25 protein-coding genes and 1 pseudogene are annotated in these 23723 nt (G+C 66.1%); 20 read left to right on the top strand and 6 right to left on the bottom strand.

The features are described from left to right. The first annotated feature begins 17 nt into the window (after positions 1-17). The 6 genes from QO033_RS21325 to rnc all read left to right on the top strand — a co-directional run bounded on the left by QO033_RS21325 (position 18) and on the right by rnc (position 5874). Positions 18-2150 (top strand): RelA/SpoT family protein, encoded by a 2133-nt coding sequence (locus tag QO033_RS21325; RefSeq protein ID WP_284482923.1) that lies wholly within the window; start codon positions 18-20, stop codon positions 2148-2150. Between the two features lie 33 nt (positions 2151-2183). Further along, complete coding sequence (locus tag QO033_RS21320) at positions 2184-2840, top strand: DUF2062 domain-containing protein (protein WP_284482922.1); 657 nt, start codon at positions 2184-2186, stop codon at positions 2838-2840. Positions 2841-2875: 35 nt separating this feature from the next. After that, positions 2876-3622, top strand: coding sequence for a pyridoxine 5'-phosphate synthase (locus tag QO033_RS21315; RefSeq protein ID WP_284482921.1), 747 nt, complete (start codon positions 2876-2878; stop codon positions 3620-3622). A 61-nt stretch (positions 3623-3683) separates the two neighbouring features. Further along, complete coding sequence (gene acpS, locus QO033_RS21310; RefSeq protein WP_284482920.1) at positions 3684-4085, top strand: holo-ACP synthase; 402 nt, start codon at positions 3684-3686, stop codon at positions 4083-4085. Positions 4086-4354: 269 nt separating this feature from the next. After that, positions 4355-5191: a signal peptidase I gene (lepB, locus tag QO033_RS21305; RefSeq protein WP_284482919.1), complete on the top strand. Its 837-nt coding sequence runs from the start codon at positions 4355-4357 to the stop codon at positions 5189-5191. Beyond that, positions 5188-5874: a ribonuclease III gene (rnc, locus tag QO033_RS21300; RefSeq protein WP_284482918.1), complete on the top strand. Its 687-nt coding sequence runs from the start codon at positions 5188-5190 to the stop codon at positions 5872-5874. The genes lepB and rnc overlap by 4 nt, the downstream gene beginning before the upstream one ends. Before the next feature lie 58 nt (positions 5875-5932). On the opposite strand, the gene QO033_RS21295 is transcribed toward rnc, so the two are convergent. Continuing rightward, on the bottom strand, positions 5933-6325 hold the full coding sequence (locus tag QO033_RS21295; protein WP_284482917.1) for a VOC family protein: 393 nt from the start codon (positions 6323-6325) through the stop codon (positions 5933-5935). 197 nt (positions 6326-6522) lie between these two features. On the opposite strand from QO033_RS21295, the gene era reads away from it, so the two are divergent. The 3 genes from era (at position 6523) to recO (ending at position 8598) form a co-directional block, all read left to right on the top strand. Further along, positions 6523-7431, top strand: coding sequence for a GTPase Era (gene era / locus QO033_RS21290; RefSeq protein ID WP_284482916.1), 909 nt, complete (start codon positions 6523-6525; stop codon positions 7429-7431). Then, positions 7428-7760: a DUF1491 family protein gene (locus QO033_RS21285; RefSeq protein WP_284482915.1), complete on the top strand. Its 333-nt coding sequence runs from the start codon at positions 7428-7430 to the stop codon at positions 7758-7760. Before era ends, QO033_RS21285 begins: the two co-directional genes overlap by 4 nt. A gap of 112 nt (positions 7761-7872) precedes the next feature. Continuing rightward, positions 7873-8598, top strand: coding sequence for a DNA repair protein RecO (gene recO / locus QO033_RS21280; protein ID WP_284482914.1), 726 nt, complete (start codon positions 7873-7875; stop codon positions 8596-8598). Here recO and QO033_RS21275 read toward each other — a convergent pair. Further along, a complete protein-coding gene (locus tag QO033_RS21275; RefSeq protein WP_284482913.1) occupies positions 8582-8968 on the bottom strand; it encodes an META domain-containing protein in 387 nt (128 codons plus the stop codon). The two genes, recO and QO033_RS21275, sit on opposite strands and share 17 nt — an antisense overlap. 80 nt (positions 8969-9048) lie before the next feature. On the opposite strand from QO033_RS21275, the gene tsaA reads away from it, so the two are divergent. Then, positions 9049-9552, top strand: coding sequence for a tRNA (N6-threonylcarbamoyladenosine(37)-N6)-methyltransferase TrmO (gene tsaA, locus QO033_RS21270; protein ID WP_284482912.1), 504 nt, complete (start codon positions 9049-9051; stop codon positions 9550-9552). Between the two features lie 204 nt (positions 9553-9756). Here tsaA and QO033_RS21265 read toward each other — a convergent pair whose 3' ends face one another. Beyond that, positions 9757-11418, bottom strand: coding sequence for an acyl-CoA dehydrogenase family protein (locus tag QO033_RS21265; RefSeq protein WP_284482911.1), 1662 nt, complete (start codon positions 11416-11418; stop codon positions 9757-9759). Positions 11419-11592: 174 nt separating this feature from the next. Here QO033_RS21265 and QO033_RS21260 point away from each other — a divergent pair, with 174 nt between their 5' ends. Further along, a complete protein-coding gene (locus QO033_RS21260; protein WP_284482910.1) occupies positions 11593-12360 on the top strand; it encodes a sulfite exporter TauE/SafE family protein in 768 nt (255 codons plus the stop codon). A gap of 97 nt (positions 12361-12457) precedes the next feature. Further along, the gene (gene dgt / locus QO033_RS21255) at positions 12458-13789 is read left to right on the top strand and encodes a dGTP triphosphohydrolase (RefSeq protein WP_284482909.1); all 1332 of its coding nucleotides are present in this window, start codon (positions 12458-12460) and stop codon (positions 13787-13789) included. 281 nt (positions 13790-14070) lie between these two features. On the opposite strand, the gene QO033_RS21250 is transcribed toward dgt, so the two are convergent. Then, positions 14071-15669 carry a phosphoenolpyruvate carboxykinase gene (locus QO033_RS21250; protein WP_284482908.1) on the bottom strand — a complete coding sequence of 533 codons (1599 nt, stop codon included), beginning with the start codon at positions 15667-15669 and terminating at the stop codon, positions 14071-14073. A gap of 339 nt (positions 15670-16008) precedes the next feature. Between QO033_RS21250 and QO033_RS21245 the strand changes: the two genes are divergently transcribed. Genes QO033_RS21245 through QO033_RS21215 form a run of 7 tightly spaced genes read left to right on the top strand, consistent with a single transcriptional unit; the run spans position 16009 to position 21414 of the window. Beyond that, the gene (locus QO033_RS21245) at positions 16009-16710 is read left to right on the top strand and encodes a response regulator transcription factor (RefSeq protein ID WP_284482907.1); all 702 of its coding nucleotides are present in this window, start codon (positions 16009-16011) and stop codon (positions 16708-16710) included. Between the two features lie 46 nt (positions 16711-16756). Further along, positions 16757-18463 (top strand): sensor histidine kinase, encoded by a 1707-nt coding sequence (locus tag QO033_RS21240; RefSeq protein WP_284482906.1) that lies wholly within the window; start codon positions 16757-16759, stop codon positions 18461-18463. Positions 18464-18466: 3 nt separating this feature from the next. Next, positions 18467-18904 carry an HPr kinase/phosphorylase gene (locus QO033_RS21235; RefSeq protein ID WP_284482905.1) on the top strand — a complete coding sequence of 146 codons (438 nt, stop codon included), beginning with the start codon at positions 18467-18469 and terminating at the stop codon, positions 18902-18904. Continuing rightward, complete coding sequence (gene rapZ / locus QO033_RS21230) at positions 18901-19785, top strand: RNase adapter RapZ (RefSeq protein WP_284482904.1); 885 nt, start codon at positions 18901-18903, stop codon at positions 19783-19785. Before QO033_RS21235 ends, rapZ begins: the two co-directional genes overlap by 4 nt. A 7-nt stretch (positions 19786-19792) precedes the next feature. Continuing rightward, entirely contained in the window at positions 19793-20191 is a 399-nt protein-coding gene (locus QO033_RS21225) for a PTS sugar transporter subunit IIA (protein WP_284482903.1), read from the top strand. A gap of 8 nt (positions 20192-20199) precedes the next feature. Further along, the gene (locus tag QO033_RS21220) at positions 20200-20469 is read left to right on the top strand and encodes an HPr family phosphocarrier protein (protein WP_284482902.1); all 270 of its coding nucleotides are present in this window, start codon (positions 20200-20202) and stop codon (positions 20467-20469) included. Between the two features lie 30 nt (positions 20470-20499). Continuing rightward, positions 20500-21414, top strand: a complete 915-nt coding sequence (locus tag QO033_RS21215; RefSeq protein ID WP_284482901.1) for a lysophospholipid acyltransferase family protein — start codon at positions 20500-20502, stop codon at positions 21412-21414. Positions 21415-21581: 167 nt separating this feature from the next. Here QO033_RS21215 and QO033_RS21210 read toward each other — a convergent pair whose 3' ends face one another. After that, the gene (locus tag QO033_RS21210) at positions 21582-22457 is read right to left on the bottom strand and encodes a 3-hydroxybutyryl-CoA dehydrogenase (RefSeq protein WP_284482900.1); all 876 of its coding nucleotides are present in this window, start codon (positions 22455-22457) and stop codon (positions 21582-21584) included. 160 nt (positions 22458-22617) lie between these two features. On the opposite strand from QO033_RS21210, the gene QO033_RS21205 reads away from it, so the two are divergent. Next, entirely contained in the window at positions 22618-23445 is an 828-nt protein-coding gene (locus tag QO033_RS21205) for a DUF6473 family protein (protein WP_284482899.1), read from the top strand. A 132-nt stretch (positions 23446-23577) separates the two neighbouring features. On the opposite strand, the pseudogene QO033_RS21200 reads toward QO033_RS21205, so the two are convergent. Next, positions 23578-23723: pseudogene (locus QO033_RS21200) on the bottom strand (electron transfer flavoprotein subunit alpha/FixB family protein); the annotation flags it as partial.

The raw sequence follows: 23723 nt of genomic DNA, 5'->3' as shown, positions 1-23723 counted from the left end.
ATGAGGATGCGGACGATATGATATCGGCTGAAGATCTGATTGCGCTCGTCCGCAACTACAATCCGAAAACCAATGCTGACCGGATCGCTGCCGCCTATGACTATGGGCGGCAGATGCACGAGGGTCAGATGCGCCGGTCGGGGGAGCCCTATTTCACCCATCCGGTCGCGGTGGCCGCGATCCTGACCGAGCAGCGGCTGGATGACGCGACGATCATCACCGCGCTGCTGCACGACACCATCGAAGACACCAAGGCGAGCTATGATGAGGTCGCCAACCGCTTCGGCGACGAGGTGGCGATGCTGGTCGATGGCGTCACCAAGCTGACCAACCTGCAGCTCTCCAGCCGCGAGACCAAGCAGGCGGAGAACTTCCGCAAGCTGTTCATGGCGATGTCCAAGGACCTGCGGGTGATCCTGGTCAAGCTGGCCGACCGGCTGCACAACATGCGCACCATCAAGGCGATGAAGCCGGAGAAGCAGGTCCAGAAGGCGCGCGAGACGATGGACATCTTCGCGCCGCTGGCCGGCCGCATGGGCATGCAGTGGATGCGCGAGGAGCTGGAGGATCTGGCCTTTCGCGTGCTTAATCCGGAAGGCCGGCAATCGATCATCCGCCGTTTCATCATGCTGCAGCGCGAGACCGGCGACGTGATCCACCGGATCACCGGCGACATGCGGTTCGAGCTGGAGAAGGCCGATATCGAGGCCGAGGTCTTCGGCCGCGCCAAGAAACCCTATTCTATCTGGCGCAAGATGCAGGAGAAGAATCAGGGCTTCTCGCGGCTGTCGGATATCTATGGTTTCCGCATCATCACCCGGACGGAAGAGGACTGCTATCGCGCGCTCGGCATCATCCACCAGCGCTGGCGGGCGGTGCCTGGCCGGTTCAAGGATTACATCAGCCAGCCGAAATCGAACGGTTACCGGTCGATCCACACCACAGTGTCGGGTCGCGACGGCAAGCGGGTGGAGGTGCAGATCCGCACCCGCCAGATGCACGATGTGGCCGAAACCGGGGTGGCGGCGCATTGGTCCTATCGCGATGGCGTGCGGACCGAGAACCCCTTTGCCGTCGATCCGGCGAAGTGGATCGCCTCGCTGACCGAACAGCTGACCGCCGAGGACGATCACGAGGATTTTCTCGAAGCGGTCAAGCTGGAGATGTATTCCGACCAGGTCTTCTGCTTCACGCCGAAGGGCGATGTGGTCAAGTTGCCGCGCGGCGCCACGCCGATCGACTATGCCTATGCCATCCACACGCGGATCGGCCATGCCTGCGTCGGTGCCAAGGTCGACGGTATCCGGGTGCCGCTCTGGACCCGGCTGAAGAACGGCCAGTCGGTGGAGATCATCACCGCCGAGGGCCAGATGCCGCAGGTGAGCTGGCTGGAGATCGCCACCACCGGCAAGGCGCGCACCGCCATCCGCCGGGCGCTGCGGGAACTGGACCGGGGACGGTTCATCAAGCTGGGGCAGGAACTGGCGCGCTCGGCCTTCGATCACGTCGGCCGCAAGGCCACCGACAAGGCGCTGGAGACCGCTGCGCGGCATCTGCGCCTGAAGGACCGCGACGAATTGCTGGCCCGGCTCGGCAGTGCTGAACTGACCGCGCGCGACGTGGTGCAGGCGGTCTATCCCGAACTGATCCGCGACGAGGGCGATCAGGTCTCGCCGCGCCGCGCGGTGGTCGGGCTGGAACCGGGGCAGAGCTTCGAACGCGCGCCCTGCTGCCAGCCGCTGCCGGGGGAGCGGATCGTCGGCATCACCTATCGCGGCAAGGGCGTGGTGGTGCATACGATCGACTGCAACCGGCTCAGCGAATTCGAGGATCAGCCGCAGCGCTGGGTCGATCTGCACTGGCACACCGGCACCCATCCGGCGGTCTACGGGGTGACCCTGGATATGACCATCGGCAACGACGCCGGGGTACTGGGGCGCATTTGTACGTTGATCGGCGAGAAGAAGGCCAATATCAGCAACCTTGTATTCGTGGACCGCAAACCCGATTTCTTTCGTCTGCTGGTCGACGTCGATTTGCGGGATGTCGAGCAGCTGCATTCCCTGATGCTGATGCTCGAGGCCGAAAGCGATGTTGCCTCTGTCGAACGGTATCGGGAAAAACCGCCGATCCGCACCGCCGCAAGCTGACGCCAGAGGGCCGGAACGAAGGGGACGCAGCCGTTGGTTTTCAAACGCCGGGACCGCCGCTCGCCCCTGCAGATCCTGACGGAACTGGTCTATCCGCGCGGTGGCTGGGGGCGGGCGTTTCTCTATGTCCAGCACCGGGTGCGGCGGCTGCCCGACAGCCCCGAACGCATTGCCCGCGGCGTCGGGGCCGGGGTGTTCACCACCTTCACCCCGTTCTACGGGCTGCATTTCGTGATCGCCTTCCTGGTGGCGCGGTTGATTCGGGGCAATATTCTGGCGGCGCTCTCGGGCACCTTCTTCGGCAACCCGCTGACCTATGTGCCGATCGGGATCATTTCGCTGAAGACCGGGTACTTCCTGCTGGGCACCCGGTTCGACGAGGGCCGGCACCGCAGCTTTTTCGGCAAGTTCGCCGATGCCAGCCGCGACCTGAAGGACAACATCATCGCGTTGTTCACTGATGCCCATCCCAATTGGGAAGGGCTAAGGGTCTTTTATCACGAGATTTTCTTTCCCTACATGATTGGCGGGCTGGTGCCGGGGATCATCGCCGGGGTGGTGGCCTATTACCTCAGCGTGCCGCTGATCCGCGCCTATCAGTATCGCCGCCGCGCCAAGATCAAGGCCAAGTTCAGCGCCATCAAGAAAAAGGCGCAGGCAGAGGCTGACCTTGGCCCGAAGGCGGACTAGTGTCGCCGCGAAACATCTGACAAGGACCCCCCGTCATGACCGTTCCTCCCCTGCGTCTGGGCGTCAACATCGACCATGTGGCCACCGTGCGGAATGCCCGCGGCGGGGCCTATCCCGATCCGCTGCGCGCCGCCAAACTGGCCGAGATTGCCGGCGCTGACGGCATCACCGCGCATCTGCGCGAAGACCGTCGCCATATCTCGGATGCCGATATCGAGTCGCTGGCGGCGGGGCTGAGCGTGCCGCTGAACTTCGAGATGGCCGCGACCGAAGAGATGCAGGCCATCGCGTTGCGGCACAAGCCGCATGCGGTCTGCATCGTGCCCGAGAAGCGGGAAGAGCGCACCACCGAAGGTGGGCTGGAAGTGGCTGGCGATCAGAATAGGCTGGCCGATTTCATCGCGCCGCTGCGCGATGTCGGCTGCCGGGTGTCGCTGTTCATCGGTGCCGATCAGCCTCAGGTCGAGGCCGCCGCGCGCATCGGTGCCGAGGTGATCGAGCTGCACACCGGTGCCTATTGCGATTTCCACGCCGAGGGCCGGTTCGACGAGCGCGACGCGGAACTGGAGCGGCTGCGGCGGATGGCGGCGCTGGGTCATGACCTGGGGCTGGAGGTGCACGCCGGCCACGGGCTGACCTATGACACCGTTGCCCCGATCGCCGCCATGGCGGAGGTGCGTGAGCTGAACATCGGCCATTTCCTGATCGGCGAGGCGATCTTCCTCGGGCTGGATCCGGCGATCCGCGAAATGCGCCGGCTGATGGACGAGGCGCGCGGATGACGCCGAGGGCAAATTTCTTGCAAGAAATTTGGCCGGAATTCTGCAAAATTCCGGGGCGCGCATGATCCTGGGCATCGGCACCGATCTGGCCAATATAGACCGCATCGCCGGCACGCTGGAGCGGTTCGGCGACCGGTTTCGCAATCGGGTGTTCACCGAGGTGGAGCAGCGCAAGGCCGAGCGGCGGCGCGATGTCGCGGGCACCTATGCCAAACGCTGGGCCGCCAAGGAGGCCTGCTCCAAGGCCCTGGGCACCGGGCTGCGGATGGGAATTTCCTGGCGCGACATGGCTGTCAGCAATCTGCGCACCGGGCAGCCGGTGATGCAGGTCACCGGCTGGGCGGCGGAGCGTCTGGCCGAGATGACACCGCCGGGGCATGAGGCGATCATCCATGTCACCCTGACCGACGATCACCCCTGGGCGCAGGCCTTCGTGGTGATCGAGGCGCGGCCGAAGGCCTGATCGCCCGATGATCCTGGCGGCCACCGCGGCGGGGGGGGCCTGTCACGAAGGGTTGATGCCGCCAAGCTGAACCGGCACCGCTCTGCCCGGGGTCCTGGGTCCGCGGTCGGGCAAGCCCTTGGTGGCAGGGGCCGGACAGGGTGCTCGGGCTTTGCCCGGGCTGGCCCTGTGCCGGGCGCGCGCGCCCTCGCTCCGGGCGGGCGCGCCTTGACACCAGCCGGCCCGCACCCCATGAAACGCCGGTATTCTTTCCAGATCCGGAGGGCCGCATGGCCAGCAAGACCAAACAGGGAAGCGCCATCGTCGAGACCATCAAGACCATCGTCTATGCGCTGCTGATCGCGGGGGTCTTTCGCACCCTGTTCTTTCAGCCCTTCTGGATCCCCTCCGGTTCGATGAAGGAAACGCTGTTGATCGGTGATTTCCTCTTCGTCAACAAGATGGCCTATGGCTACTCCTACGCCTCCTGCCCGTCGATCCGCATCCCGGCGGTGGGGCTGGATATCGATGCCGAGGACCTCTGCGGCTTCATCAAGGGCGACAACACCCGCATCCTGGGCTCCGAGCCCGAACGCGGCGATGTGGTGGTGTTCCGTCACCCGGTCACCGGGGCCGATTTCATCAAGCGTCTGATCGGCCTGCCGGGCGACCGGGTCCAGGTGATCGACGGCGTGCTGAACATCAACGGTGAACCGGTGGCGCTGGCCGATGATGGCGTGTTCGAGGAGCTTTCGGTGCCGCAGGGGCCGCAGGGCTACCGGCCGCGCTGTGAAAACGGACCGGTGGGCGAGGGCGGCGTCTGCATCAAGTCGCGCCAGATCGAAACCCTGCCGGGTGGGGTCAGCCACAAGATCCTGAACATCGGCAACCAGGCCTCCGACCACACCGGTATCTATACGGTGCCGGAGGGCTATTACTTCTTCATGGGCGACAACCGCGACAACTCTGCCGACAGCCGCCTGCCGCAGGCCGCGGGGGGCGTCGGCTTCGTGCCCTATGAGAATCTCGTCGGCCGGGCCGACCGGATCATGTTCTCCTCCGCCGGTCGTTCCATGCTGTTCTTCTGGACCTGGCGCGGAGACCGTTTCTTCAAGGCGATCGAGTGAAACTCTCGGCCGACCTGAAAGCCTTCGAAGACCGGATCGGGTATCACTTCGCCCGGCCGGAGCTTCTGGTGCGCGCGCTGACCCATGGCTCGGTCTCCTCGCCGACGCGGGCGGACAACCAGCGGCTTGAGTTTCTGGGCGACCGGGTGCTGGGGCTGGTGATGGCCGAGGCGCTGCTGAAGCACGATACCTCCGCCTCCGAGGGGCAGCTGGCGCCGCGGTTCAACGCGCTGGTGCGCAAGGAGGCCTGTGCCGAGGTTGCCCGGGAGATCGACCTGGGCGCGGTGCTGAAGCTCGGCCGGTCCGAGATGCTTTCGGGCGGGCGGCGCAAGCAGGCGTTGCTGGGCGATGCGATGGAGGCGGTGATCGCCGCCGTCTACCGCGACGCGGGTTTCGATGTGGCGCGCGACATGGTGCTGCGGCTCTGGGGCCGGCGGATCACTACGGTGGAGGCCGACGCCCGCGACGCCAAGACGGTGCTGCAGGAATGGGCCCAGGCGCGGGGGCTGCAGCCGCCGAAATACAGCCAGGTCAGACGCTCCGGCCCCGATCACGCGCCGGAATTCACCATCGAGGCGCAGCTGTCGACCGGGGAGGCCGCCCGGGCCACCGCCGGATCGAAGCGCCAGGCGGAGCAATCCGCCGCCAAGGCGCTGCTGGAAAAGGTCGGCGGCGCCGATTAGGCCGCGCCCGCACGGCGGTGATCCCGCCGCGCGTCTCCCTCTCCATACCCTGTCGGGCTTATTGCGGTCGGTAGACCGCGCAGAGCTTGTGCCCGTCCGGATCGCGCACATAGGCCAGGTAGATGCCGGTGCCCTCCGGCCCGCGCCAGCCCGGGGCATCCTCGATCGAGGTGGCCCCGTGGCGGACCGCGGTGTCGTGGAACTCCTGCACCTGCTCCGGCGAGGCGCATTTGAAGGCGATGGTGCCGCCGTTGGCCACCGTGGCTGGTTCGTCGTTGATCGGCTGGGTGATCAGCAGCAGCCCGTCGTTGCCGCTGTAGAACAGCCGCATATGGCCCTGGGCGTTCTGGTTGCGCCTGCCTGCGCCGACGCCGAGCACCGGCAAGACAGCGTTATAGAACTGCTCTGCCGCGTCGATGTCGTTCGATCCGATGGTGATATGGTTGAACATGTCGGTCCTGCCTGAATGGATGTGCCCCAGTCTTAGCGCCCGCCCGGCCCGCCGGCCAGCGGGGATCGCGGGGCGGGGGGGGCACAAAGGCCATTGTCGTCGCCGGGCGTGGGTCCCGGGCCGCTCTGCCCTTGTTCCGCTCTGGTCATTGATCCTATGATCCTCTATCCGAAGGCACGCTCAACCAGAGGACGCCCATGACCCAACGCGCCGGCTTCGTCGCCCTGATCGGAGAGCCCAACGCGGGCAAATCCACGCTGACCAACGCCATGGTCGGCGCCAAGGTGTCGATCGTGACCCACAAGGTGCAGACCACTCGCGCCCGTATCCGCGGCGTGGCGATGGAGGGCGAGGCGCAGATCGTCTTCGTCGACACGCCGGGCCTGTTCCAGCCGCGCCGCCGACTGGACCGCGCCATGGTCGCTGCCGCCTGGGGCGGCGCCGCCGATGCCGATATCATCGTCCTGCTGGTCGAGGCGCATCGCGGTATCACCGATGGGGTGGAGCGGATCCTCGAAGGGCTCGCCGATATCGGCCAGGGCCGCAAGGTGGCGCTGGCGATCAACAAGATCGACCGGGTGAAATCCGAGGTGCTGCTGGGCCTGTCGAAAGAGCTGAACGAACGCTATGCCTTTGCCGAGACCTTCATGATCTCGGCCGAGAAGGGCTATGGTGTCGCCGATCTGCGCCGCTGGCTGGCCGGGGAGCTGCCCGAGCACCCCTGGCTGTACCCCGAGGATCAGATCGCCGACCTGCCGATGCGGATGATCGCCGCCGAGATGACCCGCGAGAAGCTGACGCTGCGTCTGCATCAGGAGCTGCCCTATCAGCTGACGGTGGAGACCGAGGCTTGGGAAGAGCGCAAGGACGGCTCCGCCCGGATCGATCAGGTCGTCTATGTGATGCGCGACGGCCACAAGGGCATCGTGCTGGGCCATAAGGGCGAGACGATCAAGGCGATCTCCAAGGCCGCCCGCGAGGAGCTGGAAGAGTTCCTGGGCCGCCGGGTGCATCTTTTCGTACAGGTGAAGGTGCGGCCGAACTGGCTGGAAGAGGCCGAACGCTATTCCGAGATGGGGCTCGAGTTCAAAGACGGCAACGCATGAGCGGCGGGCTGAAGGCCGGCTTTTGGGTGCAGGCCTATCTCACACGGCTCAGACTGCGCGACATCCCCGCCTTCGTCACCGCTCATGGTGACGACGATGCCGGCGCGGTGCTGGTCAAGCTGAACACGCTCGATGGTCGTGCGGAGGCGTTCCAGCGCGGCTGGGATTTGGCCTCCGGCGCCCGGCAATGGGTGCAGCTGGCCGTGGGCGAGGAGCGCGACGTCGACGAGGCGATCGCCCGGCAGCGCGGTTTCGATCCCGATCTCTGGGTGATCGAGGTGGAGGACCGGCAGGGCCGCCATCTGCTGGACGAAGACGGGCTGAGCTGAGCGCCCGGATCGGGCCGGGTCGGGGGCGGCCTGCCCCCGCCGCCCTTGCGGGCGCCTCCCCCGGGAGTATTTTGACAGAGAAGAAGGGGCCCGCGGCGGGAGGCGGTTTCGGATGGACTGGCGCGATCACGGCATCTTGCTGAGCATGCGGCGCCATGGCGAAAGCGCCGCCATCATCGATGTCTTCACCGAAGCGCACGGCCGCCATGCCGGGGTTGTGCGCGGCGGCGCCAGTCGCAAGGTGGCGCCGGTGCTGCAGCCGGGCGCCCAGCTGGACCTGCAATGGCAGGCCCGGCTGGAGGAGCATCTGGGCAGCTACCGGGTCGAGCCGCTGCGCAGCCGCGCGGCCGCCGCGCTGTCCGGCCGGCTGGCGCTGGCCGGGCTGAACGCGGTCACCGCGCTGTTGTCCTTCTGCCTGCCGGAGCGCGAGCCGCATCCCGTCTTCTACCGGCGCAGCGAACAGCTGATGGACCTGCTGGGGCAGGACGAGATCTGGCCGCTGGCCTATCTGAACTGGGAACTGGCACTGCTGGAGGTGCTGGGCTTCGGCCTCGACCTCTCCCGCTGCGCGGTGACCGGCACGCGGGAGGATCTGGCCTATGTCTCGCCCAAATCCGGCCGCGCGGTCTCGGGTCCGGCGGCGGGGGTCTGGGCCGACCGGCTGTTGCCGCTGCCGCCCTGCCTGCGCGGCGAGGGGCCGGCCCCGGATCGCGAGATCGCCGAGGGGCTGCGCACGACGGGCTATTTCCTGGCCGAGAAAGTGGCTCCGGCGCTGGCGCACCGGCCGCTGCCAGAGGCGCGGGCGCGGTTTGTCGATCTCTTCAGTCGCCGGCTGTGAACCGCATTTCGCGCCCCGCCGGGGCACGCAGGATCAGCACATCGCCGTCGCGCTCGGCGGAGTGCATCGTACTGAGCGCGCTCAGGAATTGCTGTTCGGCGGCGAGTTCCGGGCAGGCACGGCGGGTCGAGACGACCTGGCCGGCGTCGAACCAGGGATAGGGCGTCGTCATCACCCCGGAATAGCGGTTGCAGGGCGCTTCACCGGCGATCTGGCCATCCTCGGGAAAGCTCAGCGTGGCCCGGGCGGTGAAGGCGGTCCCGTCCAGGCTGGTAAGCTGCCAGACACGATCGGCAGGGCCGAAGCCGTCGGGCTCTGCGGCGCACATGGACAGACCCAGAAGGGCGAGGCTCAGGACAAGGGGGTGCATGGGCGACACCCTGCCACGCCCGGCCCCCTTGCGCCAGCCCCGCCGCCGGGCTCTGATGGCCGGACAAGGAGGTGAAGACGATGGCAGACAGGAACGATCCCCCGCGCCCGGGCGAAGAGCGGCTGGGCCATGATCCGGCGGCGCAGGTCGATGCCGGCGTGACCTTTATCGGCCGGCTGCGGTCGGGTTGGGCCCGGGGGACGGCACCGCGTAACCTGACCCAGGCCCGCGCCAGCGGCGAGGGCGCGGCGCGGATCGAGCTTGCGGCGCCCTATCGCCGGGGCCTTGCCGGGCTCGAACCCGGGCAGTGCATCTGGGTGCTCTACTGGATGGACCAGAGCCGGCGCGACCTGATCGTGCAGGCGCCGCGCCATGGCTCTGGCCCGCGCGGCACATTTGCCCTGCGATCGCCAGCGCGGCCCAACCCGGTGGCGATGGCGGCGGTACGGATCACCGATCTCGATCCGGAGGCCGGGGTGATCGGCATCGATGCCATCGACGCCTTCGACGGCACCCCGGTGATCGATATCAAGCCCTGGCTCGACGGGATCGATATCCCGCCAGGGGCCGCTCCCGCGCCCTGAGGGCGGCAACGGGTTTCTTTTTCTGGCTGAAAATATCCCGGGGGAGACGCGCCCCCGGAGCTGTTCCGGCCGGACCCGGGCAGGAGAAAGGCGCCCTGCGGCGCCTGTCTTTTGGTTTCGGGATCTGTTGGCAGAGTTTCCATTCTCCGGGCTCCGCCGGTTCGACACGGCAAACAGCCCACCTGACGGTTTGCCGGGCCTGCCTCACCCCAGCAGGCGGCGGGCGATGACCTGGGCTTGAATCTCGGCGGCGCCTTCGAAGATGTTCAGGATCCGCGCATCGCAGAGCACGCGGGAAATCTTGTATTCCAGCGCGAAGCCGTTGCCGCCGTGGATCTGCAGTCCGTTGTCGGCGGCGGCCCAGGCGACGCGGGCGCCTAGCAGCTTGGCCATGCCGGCTTCCAAGTCGCAGCGCTTGTCGTGGTCCTTTTGCCAGGCCGAATAATAGGTCAGCTGCCGCGCGATCATGATCTCGACCGCCATCATCGCCAGCTTGTCGGCCACCCGCGGAAAGGCGATCAGCGACTTGCCGAACTGCTTACGGTCCTGGGCATATTGCATGGCGATATCCAGCGCCGACTGTGCCACGCCGATGGCCCGCGCCGCGGTCTGGATGCGGGCGCTTTCGAAGGTCTGCATCAGCTGCTTGAAGCCATTGCCCTCTTCGCCGCCCAGCAGGTTCTCGCCCTTCACCTTGAAGCCGTCGAAGCCGAGCTCGTATTCCTTCATGCCGCGATAGCCGAGCACTTCGATCTCGCCGCCGGTCATGCCCGGGGTGGGGAAGGGGGTCTCGTCGGTGCCGGGGATCTTCTCCGCCAGGAACATCGACAGCCCCTTGTAATTGTCGGTGGCGGGATCGGTCCGCGCCAGCAGCGTCATCACATGGGTGCGCGCGGCATGGGTGATCCAGGTCTTGTTGCCGGTCACCTCGTAATCGCCATCGGCGTTTTTCACCGCCCGGGTGCGCAGCGAGCCGAGGTCGGAGCCGGTGTTCGGTTCGGTGAAGACGGCGGTGGGCAGGATTTCCCCGCTGGCGATCTTCGGCAGCCAGTGGTCCTTCTGCGCATCGGTGCCGCCGGCCAGGATCAGCTCGGCGGCGATCTCCGACCGGGTGCCAAGGCTGCCGACGCCAATATAGCCGCGCGACAGCTCTTCCGAGACCACCACCATCGAGGCTTTCGACAGGCCCAGACCGCCGAGGTTTTCCGGGATGGTCAGGCCGAAGACGCCCATCTCCGCCAGTTCCTCGATGATCTCCATCGGGATCAGCTCGTCCTTCAGGTGCCATTCGTGGGCGAAGGGTTCGACCTTATCCAGCGCGAAGCGGCGGAACTGCTCGCGGATCATCTCCAGCTCGTCTTCCAACCCGGTGGCGCCGACGGTGATTTCCGCGGCGCGTTCCAGCATCAGATCGACCAGTCGGCGGCGGGCGGCCGGGGTATTGCCGGCGGCCACCAGCGTCGCCGCCGCGTCATTGGCCAGCGGCGCGATGTCGACCGGGCTCAGCCCCAGATCGCTCAGCCGCACGATTTCACCCTGGCTCATCGGGATGCCGCCCTGAATCTGTGCCAGATATTCGCCGAAGGCGATCTGGTGAATCAGCTGCTCGACCTCGCCGAACCGGCCGGCGTCGCTCAGGCGGCCGGCCCAGGCCTGCATCTGCCGCAGAGCCTCGACATAGGTGGCCAGCCAGGACAGCCCGTGGGCGGCGGCCTGGTTCTGCTCCAGCAGCGCGGCCGAGACGCGCTCGCCCTCGCTCACCAGGTCGCGCAGCTTCGCCTTGGCGCTGGCCAGCACCGCCTCCGCCGGGGCGATCACCGCGCCGGTCAGCGTCAGAAGGTCGGGCAGAATTGCGGTCTGGGTCATCGGCTTGGGCTCCTGTCCTGCAAAGGCATGAATCATCTCCTCGTCAGAGGTCGCTTGCTCCTAATCATTTTGCAGTCGCAGCGCAACAAAAATGCGCGCAAGACATTGTGCATGTTCAATAGTTGCGCGGAAAATTTTGCGGTGCAGCGCGGCCGGGCAGTGATAAGAGGGGGCATGGACATGATCTTTTCTCTGATGAGCCCGAGCCAGATGATCATCGCCTTCGCCATCGCGCTGGTGGCCGGGTTGATCAAGGGCATGGTGGGCTTCGCCCTGCCGCTGATCCTGATTTCCGGTATCAGCACCTTTCTGCCGCCGGAAGTGGCGCTGGCCGGGCTGATCCTGCCCACGGTCGCCACCAATGTGATCCAGGCGCTGCGCCAGGGACCGGCGGCGGCGCTGGGGTCGATCCGGCGATTCCGGGTGTTCCTGATCGTCGGCGGCCTGTTCCTGATGGCCAGCGCGCAGATGGTCTCGATCATCCCGGTGCAGGTGATGCTGCTGGTGCTGGGGGCGTTGATTACGGTCTTTTGCCTGATGCAGCTGGTCGGGGTGAAATTCCACATGTCGGAGCCCTCCACCCGGGTCGAGGCGCTGGTGGCGGCGCTCGCAGGCGCGGTTGGCGGTGTCTCTGGCGTCTGGGGGCCGCCGACGGTGGCCTATCTCACCGCCATCGGCACCCCGAAGCTGGAACAGGTGCGGGTGCAGGGGGTGATCTACGGGCTCGGGGCGGTGGCGCTGCTGGCGGCGCATCTGGGCTCGGGCGTGCTGAACCGCGCGACCCTGCCGTTCTCGGTGGCGCTGCTGGTGCCGGTGCTGCTGGGCATGTGGCTGGGCGGGCGGGTGCATGACCGCATCGAGCAGGAAACCTTTCGCAAGCTGACCCTGGCGATCCTGCTGCTGGCCGGGTTGAACCTGATCCGCCGCGCCCTGATGGGCTGATCTGAAGGGCTGACGGCGGCGCCCCCTGGCGCAGGTTGCCCCTGCCGTCGATCTGTGGCCTTTTGCCGGCCTGACAACGGCAGAGCGGAGCGATCGGATGGAGTGGGAGCAATTGCTGAACCCGGGGCGGCTGTGCCGGCCCGACTATGCGGAAAAGCCGGGTCGCCCGGCCTATCTGCAGGATTACGACCGCATCCTGTTCTCGCAGCCGTTTCGGCGTTTGGCGCAGAAGACCCAGGTGCACCCGCTGGTGCATCATGACCACCTGCACCACCGGATGATCCATTCGATGGAAACCTCCAGCGTCGGCCGTTCGCTGGGGATCGCCGTGGGCCAGCGGCTGGTGGACGATGGCAAGTTGCCCGACGGCCAGCAGCATGTGATCGCCGGCGTGGTGCAGGCCGCCTGCCTGATGCATGACATCGGCAACCCGCCCTTCGGCCATGCCGGCGAGGATGCCATCGGCGAATGGTTCGAGGAGCTCTTCGAGCGGGATGAAGGGCGGGCTGCAGCCATCGGCGCGCGGCGGGCGGAATTCAGCCCGCTAGAGGGCAATGCCCAGGGCTTCCGCATCGCCACCGCGCTGGAGATGGGCCGCCAACCCGGCGGCATGCAGCTGTCCTATGCGACGCTGGGCGCCTTCATGAAATACCCCTGCACGGCCGCAGTCAGCGGAGCCACCCCCTATGTCGGGCTGAAGAAATTCGGCGTCTTCGAAACCGAGGCGGCGTTGTTCGCCGAAACCGCCGCAGCGCTCGGCCTGCCGCAGCGGGGAGCCGGGCCGGGCCCCTGGTGGGCGCGCCATCCGCTGGCCTTTCTGGTCGAGGCGGCGGATGACATCTGCTATCGCATCCTCGATCTGGAAGATGCCGCCACCATCGGCGATCTCACCCCGGCGCAGGCGATCGACATTCTGGATCAGATCGCCCAGCCCAAACGGGCGATGGAGCCGGGCATGACCGACCATGAGGGCGTGGCGCTGCGCCGGGCGATGGCGATCGGCGCAGCGATCGGCGCGGCGGTGGATGCCTTTGTGGCGCATTATGAGGAGATCATGGCAGGGACCTTCAGCGACGGGCTGATGGAAGTGTCGACGAAGGCGCGGGCCTTTGCCGAGCTGAAAGACATTTCCAACGCGCGCATCTTCACCGCGCGGCGCAAGACCGAGCTGGAGATCGCCGGGCGGCAGGTGCTGCGCGATCTGCTGGATCATTTCCACGGGCTCTTCGCGGCGCTGGAAGAGCAGGGCTGGGAACCAGAGGCGCTGAAGGGCGGTTACTGGGAAAAGCTGATCCGCGCCACCGATATCGACCTGCGCGGCGTCGTCGACGACTACACCGCGCTGCACGCGCTGGCCGACTTCGTCTCCGGCATGACGGACCGCTACGCGGTGCGCACCCGCGACATGATCGCCGGCCGCGTCGGCTGAACCACACAGGCGACGGCCAGGCGATGAGTTGCCGTGGCCGGGGAAAATCGCGCCCTTCGGGCGCGATGCCTTCGGCGAGAGTATTTGGACAGAGAAGAAGCGCGGGAAGCGCCTGGGGGTCGGCGGGGGAAAATCGCGGGGCCCCTGGTTCTTCTCTGCAAAAAATACTCTCGCCGAAGGCCCGCGCCGCAGGCGCGGAGCGCGTGGCGGGGCACGCTGCGCGAGTAAAGAAAAACCCCGGCGGTGACGCCGGGGTTTCCGTTTCAACGCTGAGGCGCGCCTCAGCCGATGGCGACGGCTTTCACGTCGTCGTCGATATGCGGGATATACTGTTCGAAGTTCTCGGCGAACATCGACACCAGCTTGGCGGCCTGGGCGTCATAGGCGGCCTTGTCGGCCCAGGTCTGACGCGGGTCCAGCAACTGGGTATCGACACCGGGAACCGCGACCGGCACTTCGAAGCCGAAGTTCTCGTCCTTGCGGAACTCGGCCTCGTTCAGGGTGCCCTCGAGCGCGGCGGTCAGCAGCGCGCGGGTCGCCTTGATCGGCATCCGCGAGCCGGTGCCGAAGGCGCCGCCGGTCCAGCCGGTGTTGACCAGCCAGCAGGTGGCACCGTGCTTGGCGATCTTCTCCTGCAGCAGCTTGCCGTAGACTTCCGGCCGGCGCGGCATGAAGGGGGCGCCGAAGCAGGTGGAGAAGGTGGGCTCGGGTTCGACAACGCCGCGTTCGGTGCCCGGGGTTTTCGAGGTGAAGCCCGACAGGAAGTGGTACATCGCCTGGGCCGGGGTCAGCCGCGAGATCGGCGGCAGCACGCCATAGGCGTCGCAGGTCAGCAGGATGATGTTCTTCGGGTGACCGCCGAGCGCCGTGTCCGACGCGTTGGAGATATACTCCAGCGGGTAGGCGCAGCGCATGTTCTCGGTCAGCTGGCTGTCCTGGAAATCCAGTTCGAAGGTTTCCGGATCGTAGATCATGTTCTCGATCACGGTGCCGAACTTATGGGTGGTGGCGTAGATTTCCGGCTCGGCCTCGGGGGAGAGGTTGATGGTCTTGGCATAGCAGCCGCCTTCGAAGTTGAAGGTGCCGCGATCCGACCAGCCGTGTTCGTCGTCGCCGATCAGCACCCGGGCCGGGTCGGCGGAAAGGGTGGTCTTGCCGGTGCCGGACAGGCCGAAGAAGATGGCGGTGTCGACCGGGTTGCCGACCGCGTGGTTGGCCGAGCAGTGCATCGGCATCACGCCTTTTTCCGGCAGCAGGTAGTTCAGCAGGGTGAAGACCGACTTCTTGTTCTCACCGGCGTATTCGGTGTTGGCGATCAGGATCACCTTCTTGTCGAAGTTCAGCGCGATCACCGTGTCCGAGCGGCAGCCGTGGCGTTCGGGATCGGCCTTGAAGCTGGGGACGTTGATGATGGTGAAATCGGCGATGAAGCTGTCCAGCGCCTCGCGCTCGGGGCGGCGCAGCAGGTGGCGGATGAACAGGCCGTGCCAGGCCAGTTCGGTCACCATGCGGACGTTGATCGCATAGGCCGGGTCGGCGCCGCCGACCAGATCCTCGACAAAGACCTCGCGGCCCTTCAGGTGCTCCAGCATGTCGGCATGCAGAACGTCGAAGGCCTCCGGCGACATTTCGGCGTTGTTTTCCCACCAGATGGTGTCGACCACGCTGTCGGTCTTGACGACATGTTTGTCTTTGGGCGACCGGCCGGTGAATTTGCCGGTGGTCACGAGGAAGGCGCCGCCTTTGCCCAGGGAGCCTTCGCCACGCTTGATCGCGGCTTCGATCAGCGCGGGTTCAATCAGGTTGTAATAGACTTGGCCCAAGCCTTCGATGCCTTGGTCTTCGAGTCTGAAATTGGGATTGACCCGTCCAGATGTCATGCGTTCGTTCTCCTGTGGCGGCGCCAGGCGTCGCGTGTCGTTCTATCGCTGTTCGGGGCGATGACCGGGCGCAATTCCCGGTGCGGCGGGTCTTAGCATGACGTTTTCGGGCTTGAACAGGACGCTTTGGCACAGTTAGCGCCACCATGGCGATGTTTAGCGCAACCACCCCTCAGGGTGCCCCGGCAACATGCGACAATTCAACCGCGCTTAAGGAAATTCTGCTGCACTGGAAACGCAAAGACGTCGCGATTCGCAGTTAAGGATTGATTCGCAACGCGAAAAAAGGGCACTATCGCGGAAAAAACGTGGCAGTCCTGAGCAGATAGGTAATTCCATATGTCAAAGATCGCACTGGTTGACGATGACAGAAACATTCTGACCTCCGTTTCGATGACGCTCGAGGCCGAGGGGTTCGAGGTCGAGACCTATAACGACGGCCAGGCGGCGCTCGACGCTTTCAACAAGAAGCTGCCCGACATGGCCGTTCTGGACATCAAGATGCCGCGGATGGACGGCATGGATCTGCTGCAGCGGCTGCGCCAGAAAACCCAGATGCCGGTGATTTTCCTGACCTCCAAGGACGATGAGATCGACGAGGTCCTGGGCCTGCGGATGGGCGCCGACGATTACGTGAAAAAGCCATTTTCCCAAAGGCTTCTGGTCGAACGCATCCGGGCGCTGCTGCGCCGGCAGGAGGCGGTCTCGGGCGATGCCGCCGGCACCAGCCCCGAGGCCAAGGTGATGGAACGCGGCAACCTGCGGATGGATCCGCTGCGCCATTCGGTGACCTGGAAGGGCAAGGACGTGTCGCTGACGGTGACCGAATTCCTGTTGCTGCAGGCGCTGGCCCAGCGGCCCGGCTTCGTCAAGAGCCGCGACCAGCTGATGGATGTCGCCTACGACGATCAGGTCTATGTCGACGACCGGACCATCGACAGCCACATCAAACGCCTGCGCAAGAAGATGCGCAGCGCCGATCCGGACTTCTCGGCGATTGAGACGCTCTATGGGATCGGTTACCGGTACAACGAAGAGTAACACCGCGCCGGACCTGGGTCCGGGCGGCTTTGGCGAAGGGGGTGACGTGCGCGACACCGGCTCCACTCAGTTGCAGCACACCGGGGATGTGGTGCTGGGCGACGATTGGGTCGCGCCGAGGGGCACCGTCTCGGACGAGCTGCGCGCCCGCCGTGATCGGCGTGGGTTCTTTTCACTGCGCGGCTCGCCGCTGACCCGCAAGATCATCGTCTTCAACCTGATCGCCCTGATCATCCTGGCGGCCGGTCTGCTCTACCTGAACGGCTCGCGCGACGATCTGGTGGTGCAGCGCGCCAATACGCTGGCCGGAGAGGCGCGGCTGATCGCCAATGTCTTCGAGGCGCAGCTGCCCAAGGGCGGCCCGGTCAATCTGGTGGCCGGCGATGGCGTCGATGTCGCCGACACGCTTGCCGCGCTCACCCTGCGCGAGGGGATGGAGGTCTTCGTCTACGATCCCGCCGGCCAGCAGGTGGGCGAAACCATCGGCACCGGCGCGGGCCTGCCCCGCGTCGCGGAGCCGGAGGGCGGCCGCACCCTGATCAGCGACGGGCTGTCCGCGGTCTGGGAGGCTGTCGCGGCGGTGATCTCTCCCGCGCATGACAGCGCCGGCCCGTTGGTCGAGGATCAGCTGGCGGCCCTGCTGCCGAATGTGCTGGAGGGGCGGGCGACCCGTGTCGAAACCCTCAGTCCTGGTAGCCGCAGCGCCGAACTGGTGGCGCTGACCCCGATCCTGCAGGGCGGCCACGCGGTGGGCGCGGTGGCACTGCTCAGCCCCGCCGGAGAGATCGAGGCGCTGGTGCGCGGCGACCGTGAGCGGGTGCTGCAGATGTTCGTGGTGGCGCTGCTGGTCTCGGTCGGGCTGAGCCTGGTGCTGGCCTCCACCATCGCCAACCCGCTGCGCGATCTGGCGGAGGCTGCCGAACTGGGCCGCGACCGCAACGCCCGCAAGATGAACCCCGGTCGGGTCCGCATCCCCGATCTGACGGCGCGCCCGGATGAAATCGGGCGCCTCAGCCGGGCGCTGCGCGGCATGGTCTCGGCGCTCTACAACCGGATCGACGGCAACGAACAATTCGCCGCAGACGTGGCGCATGAGATCAAGAACCCGCTCGCCAGCCTGCAATCGGCGGTGGGTACCCTGCGCATGGTCAAGCGCGAGGATCAGCGCGACAAGCTGCTGGACGTGATCGAACATGACGTGCGCCGGCTGGACCGGCTGGTCAGCGATATCTCCAACGCCTCGCGGCTGGATGCCGAACTGGTCAAGGAAGAACAGGAAACCTTCGATCTGCTGATCATGCTGGGCAACCTGAACCAGTATCTGGGCGAGGATGCCCGCGCCCGGGGGATCGACTATATCACCGATCTGCCGGAAGGGCCGATCACCATTCACGGGCTTGAGGCGCGGCTGGCGCAGGTCTTCGTCAACCTGATCACCAATGCGATCTCCTTCTGCGAGGAAGGCGATGCCATTCGGGTCTGGGTGCGCAAGCGCAAGAACCGTGTGCTGGTGGTGGTCGAGGACACCGGCCCCGGCATCCCCGAAGAGGCATTGGGCAAGATCTTCAAGCGGTTCTATTCGGAACGCCCGGAAGAGCATTTCGGCAACAACTCCGGCCTTGGCCTGGCGATCTCGAAACAGATCGTCGAGGCGCATGACGGGGTGATCTGGGCCGAGAACATCCGCCCGACCGAAGCCGATGCCACCTCTGACCCGCTCGGCGCCCGCTTTGTCGTGGGCCTGCCGGTCTGATCCATGCCACAGGACGCCGCCGCCGCCGAGGTGCTGCACGCAAGCTGTGTGGCGCTGGCCGGGCGCGCGTTGCTGATCACCGGCCGGTCCGGCAGCGGTAAATCGGGCCTGTCGCTGGAGTTGATGGCGCGCGGCGCCCGGCTGGTGGCCGACGACCGGGTGCAGCTGCGCCGCGACGGCGCGGCAGTGATCGCCAGCGTTCCGGCCGCGATCGCCGGCATGATCGAGGCGCGGGGCCTCGGCCTGCTGCATGCGGACCCGGCCGGGCCGACTCCGGTTTTCGCCTGTCTCGATCTCGACCGGCAGGAACCTGAGCGGCTGCCGCAGCTGCGCCACACTGTCCTGCTGGGTGTGCCCGTGACCTTGCTTCTTCGGCCCGATACCCCACATCTTGCAGCAGGATTGATACAATTTCTCGCGTCCGGACGCCGAACCCTATGACTGAACAGACCTCGAGTGGCTCTTTTCGCCTGGTGCTGGTCACCGGCCCGTCCGGGGCCGGCCGTTCCACGGCGATCAACGCGCTGGAGGATCTGGGGTTCGAGGCGATCGACAACCTGCCGCTCAGGCTGGTGCCGTTGCTTCTGGACGGCGAGGCGCCGGCGCGTCCGATGGCGTTGGGGATGGATCCGCGCAACCGCGAATTCTCTGCGGCGGCGTTGCTGGAGCTGATCGACCGGCTCTCCACCCGCGCCGATACCGAGCTGACGACGCTCTATCTCGATTGTCGTGACGACGTGCTGCTGCGCCGGTTCTCCGAAACCCGCCGGCGGCACCCGCTGGCCCCGGCCGAAAGCCCGGAGACCGGCATCCGGCGCGAGCTCGACCTGCTCGCCCCGCTGCGCGAGCGCGCCGACATGCTGATCGACACCTCGGACATGAACGTGCACCAGCTGCGCGAGGAGATCGAGGACTGGTTCGCGCCGAAGACCGGCCGGCCGCTGGCGCTGAGCGTCCACAGCTTCTCCTACAAGCGCGGGCTGCCGCGCGGCATCGACATGGTGTTCGACTGCCGGTTCCTCTCCAACCCCTATTGGGTGCCGGCGCTGCGCGGGCTCGATGGCCGCGATCCCCGCGTCGCCGCCCATGTCGCCGGCGATCCCCGCTTCACCCCCTTTTTCGAACGGGTGCTGGACCTGACCCGGCTGTTGCTGCCCGCCTATACCGAAGAGGGAAAGTCGCATCTTTCGATTGCCTTTGGCTGTACCGGCGGCCAGCATCGGTCGGTAACCCTGGCGGAATCGCTGGCCAAGGCCCTTGCGGAGGACGGCCGGCAGGTGTCAATTAGGCACCGCGAGCTGGACAGCCAGCGGAACGGATAGGAACCGGATGATCGGGATTGTCATTGTCGCGCACGGAGGTCTGGCCAGGGAATATCTGGCCGCCATCGAGCATGTCATCGGCAAGCAGCCGGGCATGATCGCGATTTCGATCGACGCGGAACACGACCGGGATGCCAAGCAGGGCGAGATCTGTGCCGCGGCCGATACCGTCGATACCGGCGATGGTGTCGTGGTGGTGACCGATCTGTTCGGCGGCTCCCCCTCCAACCTCAGCCTGCGGGCCTGCGCCCCTTCCGACCGCCGTATTCTCTATGGGGCGAACCTGCCGTTGTTGCTGAAACTGGCGAAAAGCCGCCACATGCCGATCAGCGATGCAGTTCGCGGTGCCATGGAGGCCGGGCGCAAGTATATCAACAGCCGCAACATCAGCCTGAACGAAGCCTGACAGACCCCATGATTCACCGCAGATTGAAAATCGTTAACGAAAAGGGGCTGCACGCCCGTGCCTCCGCCAAGCTGGTCGAGGTGGTCGAAGGCTTCGATGCCCGGGCCGAGGTCTCCCGCGACGGTATGACCGCGCTGGGGGACAGTATTATGGGGCTTTTGATGTTGGCAGCGTCGAAGGGAACGACTATTGACGTCGAGACGACGGGACCGGATGCCGAAGCGCTGGCCGATGCGCTCGAGGCTCTGGTGGCCGACCGCTTCGGCGAAGACTACTGAGCGCCGGCGCGCCAAACGGGGTTAATCAGATTGGTCGAGACCGCGCATAACAGCAACTCGGGGTTGTCCGCCCAGCCGGGCGCGGCCGGGGCCGACCCCGCGGGCGAAGTCTACGACCGCCGCTCTCTGACCTATGCCAATTCCTTCGACGATCGGCTGACCTCGGTCGCGATCAAGGCCATCGAATGGGTCACCGGCAAGCCCAGTATCCTCAGGATGGTGAGCAAGTTCGAACGCCAGAACGCCGAATTCCGCGGTCAGAAATTCTGGCGCGGCGCGCTGAACGTGATGGGCATCGACCTGCAGACGCCGGACGCGCAGATCGCCAATATCCCCAAGGAAGGCCCCGTGGTGGTGGTGGCGAACCACCCGCATGGCATGGTCGACGGCATGATTCTGGCTGAGCTGATCGGCCGGGTGCGGCTCGATTACCGCATCCTGACCCGCTCGGTGCTGACCGGCCTCGACGAGGCGGCGACCTCCTTCATGATCCCGGTGCCCTTCCCGCACGATCCCGACGCGCAGCGCAAGATGGTCGAGATGCGCGCCAATGCGATGAACGTCCTGGCCGAGGGCGGCGTGGTCGCGCTGTTCCCCTCGGGGGTGGTGATGTCGTCGGACAGCTGGTGGGGCGCGCCGGTCGAACGCGAATGGCATGCCTTCACCGCCAAGATGATCCGCAAATCCGGCGCCCGGGTGGTGCCGATCTACTTCCCCGGCCGCAATTCCCGCGCCTATCAGATCGCCTGTCAGGTCTCGCCGATCCTGCGTCAGGGGCTCCTGCTGCATGAAATCGTCCGTTCCTGCCACAAGCCGCAGGCGCCGGTGATCGGCAAGGTACTGAGCGATGAGCAGATGGCGCCGCTGCAGCGCGATCCGCGCGGATTCATGGCCTGGCTGCGCAATTACGTGCTGGAACTCGATCAGCACCCGGACCGGCTCTGACCACCGTTTCCGTCTTTTTCTGGCCTGAAATACCCCGGGGTGCGGGGCAGCGCCCCGCTCCTGTCAGACCTGTTCGGGGTCTTGGCGCCGGCGCATGAAAAAGGGCCCCGCCGGGCCCTTCTCTCCGTCTCCGACCTCTCTGCCGGCCCGGGTGTCGCGCTGGCGCCTCAGCGCGTCGGCACCGGCTCCTCGCCGCGATAATCGTAGAAGCCGCGCTTGGTCTTGCGGCCCAGCCAGCCGGCCTCGACATATTTCGTCAGCAGCGGGCAGGGGCGGTACTTGGTGTCGGCCAGGCCGTCGTGCAGCACGTTCATGATCGCCAGGCAGGTGTCCAGGCCGATGAAATCGGCCAGCTCCAGCGGGCCCATCGGATGATTCGCGCCCAGCTTCATCGCCTCGTCGATCGACCGCACGTTGCCGACCCCTTCATAGAGCACATAGACCGCCTCGTTGATCATCGGCACCAGGACGCGGTTGACGATGAAGGCGGGGAAATCCTCGGCCGAGGAGGCGGTCTTGCCGATCCGCTCCACCACTTCCAGACAGGCCTTGTAGGTCGGCTCGTCAGTGGCGATGCCGCGGATCAGCTCGACCAGCTTCATCACCGGCACCGGGTTCATGAAGTGGAAGCCCATGAACTTCTCGGGCCGGTCGGTGCGGCTGGCCAGCCGGGTGATCGAGATCGACGAGGTGTTCGAGGTCAGGATGGTGTCGGGCTTCAGATGCGGCTGCAGATCCTCGAAGATCGCCTGTTTCACCGTCTCTCGCTCGGTCGCGGCCTCGATCACCAGATCCGAGGCGCCGATATCGGCCATCTCCAGCGTGGTGCGGATCCGCGACAGCGCGCCGTTCATCTCTTCCTCGGGAAGCTTCCCGCGCGAGACCTGGCGGCTCATGTTCTTGCGGATGGTGTCCATCGCCTTGTTCAGCGCGTCCTGGCTGATGTCGGACATCACCACATCGTAACCGGCCAGGGACATCACATGGGCGATGCCGTTGCCCATCTGGCCCGCGCCGATCACACCGATAGTCTGAATGTTCATGCTTCCGCCTTTCATCGCGTTGTCGCGCAGAGCTTACCGGTCTGTCCCACCGGCGGACAAGGGTTCGCGAACGTCTCAATTTGCAACAAATCCGCGCATTAGCCGAATCGCAACCCTGTTCCGGAAAAGCTATGCAGGTCTGTAGCATATGGGGGCTATCATGAGTTTCATCACCTCAGGGGCCGGTGCGCGTGAGGAAGAGGTCTGCCGCTATCCCGGCTCGAACCTCTGGTTCCGTGCGCCCTGCGCCCCGCTGGATGAGCCCTATATCGCCTTTCTCGGCGGCAGCGAGACCTTTGGCCGCTTTGTCCCCGATCCCTTTCCCGATCTGGTCGACCGCCGGCTGGGCCGGCCCTGTCTCAACCTCGGCTGCGCCAATGCCGGGCTCGACACGTTGCTGAAGGATCCCGGGCTGATGCGCATCGCGGCGGCGGCGGATCTGGTGGTGCTGCAGCTCTCCGGGGCACAGAATCTGTCCAATCGCTACTACCGGGTGCATCCGCGCCGCAACGACCGGTTCCTGGCGCCGACGCCGAAGCTGGCCGCGCTCTATCCGGAGGTCGATTTCACCGAGTTTCATTTCACCAAGCATCTGCTGACGACGCTGCTGGGGCTGGGTCCGGACCGCTTCGCCGCGATCCGGGAGGAGTTGCGGCACCTGTGGATGAAGCGGATGTCGCGTCTGCTGGCGGTGCTGGAGGGGCAGGTGCTGCTGCTCTGGCTGCAATACCCCGATGCCGGGTCGCGGCGGGGCGACCCGCTGGGCGCCGATCCGCTGCTGGTGAGCCGCAGCATGATCGACCGGGCCGCGCGCCAGAGCCTCGGCGTTCTGGAGGTGCCGGTGGCGCCAGCCAGTCTGCGCGCGGGAGAGATGGGGCGGATGGTCTTCGGCCCGTTGCAGGCCCCCACGGCGGAGAAGATGCTGGGGCCGGAGATGCACCAGCGGATCGCCGGGCAGGTGGCGCAACGGTTGCAGCGGCTGCTGTGATCGCCGTTGCCGCCGCACGGGGCGGCGGGGGTGTGGGTCGGCGGCAGGCAGCACCCCGACGGTCGATTGAAAAAGGCCCGCCGATTGGCGGGCCTTTTCCGTGACAGCGGTTTCCGTGGACGTCCGGCGGGCTTAGCCGAGTTTATCGGTGAGTTCGGGGACGGCCTGGAAGAGGTCTGCGACGAGGCCGAAGTCTGCGACCTGGAAGATCGGGGCTTCTTCGTCCTTGTTGATGGCGACGATGACCTTGGAGTCCTTCATGCCGGCGAGGTGCTGGA

It is taken from the genome of Pseudodonghicola flavimaris, from assembly GCF_030164425.1.
In the GTDB taxonomy this organism is placed as follows: Bacteria; Pseudomonadota; Alphaproteobacteria; order Rhodobacterales; family Rhodobacteraceae; genus Pseudodonghicola; species Pseudodonghicola flavimaris.
Note: the sequence above shows the minus strand (reverse complement) of the source record. Positions and strands in the feature narration are given on the sequence as shown.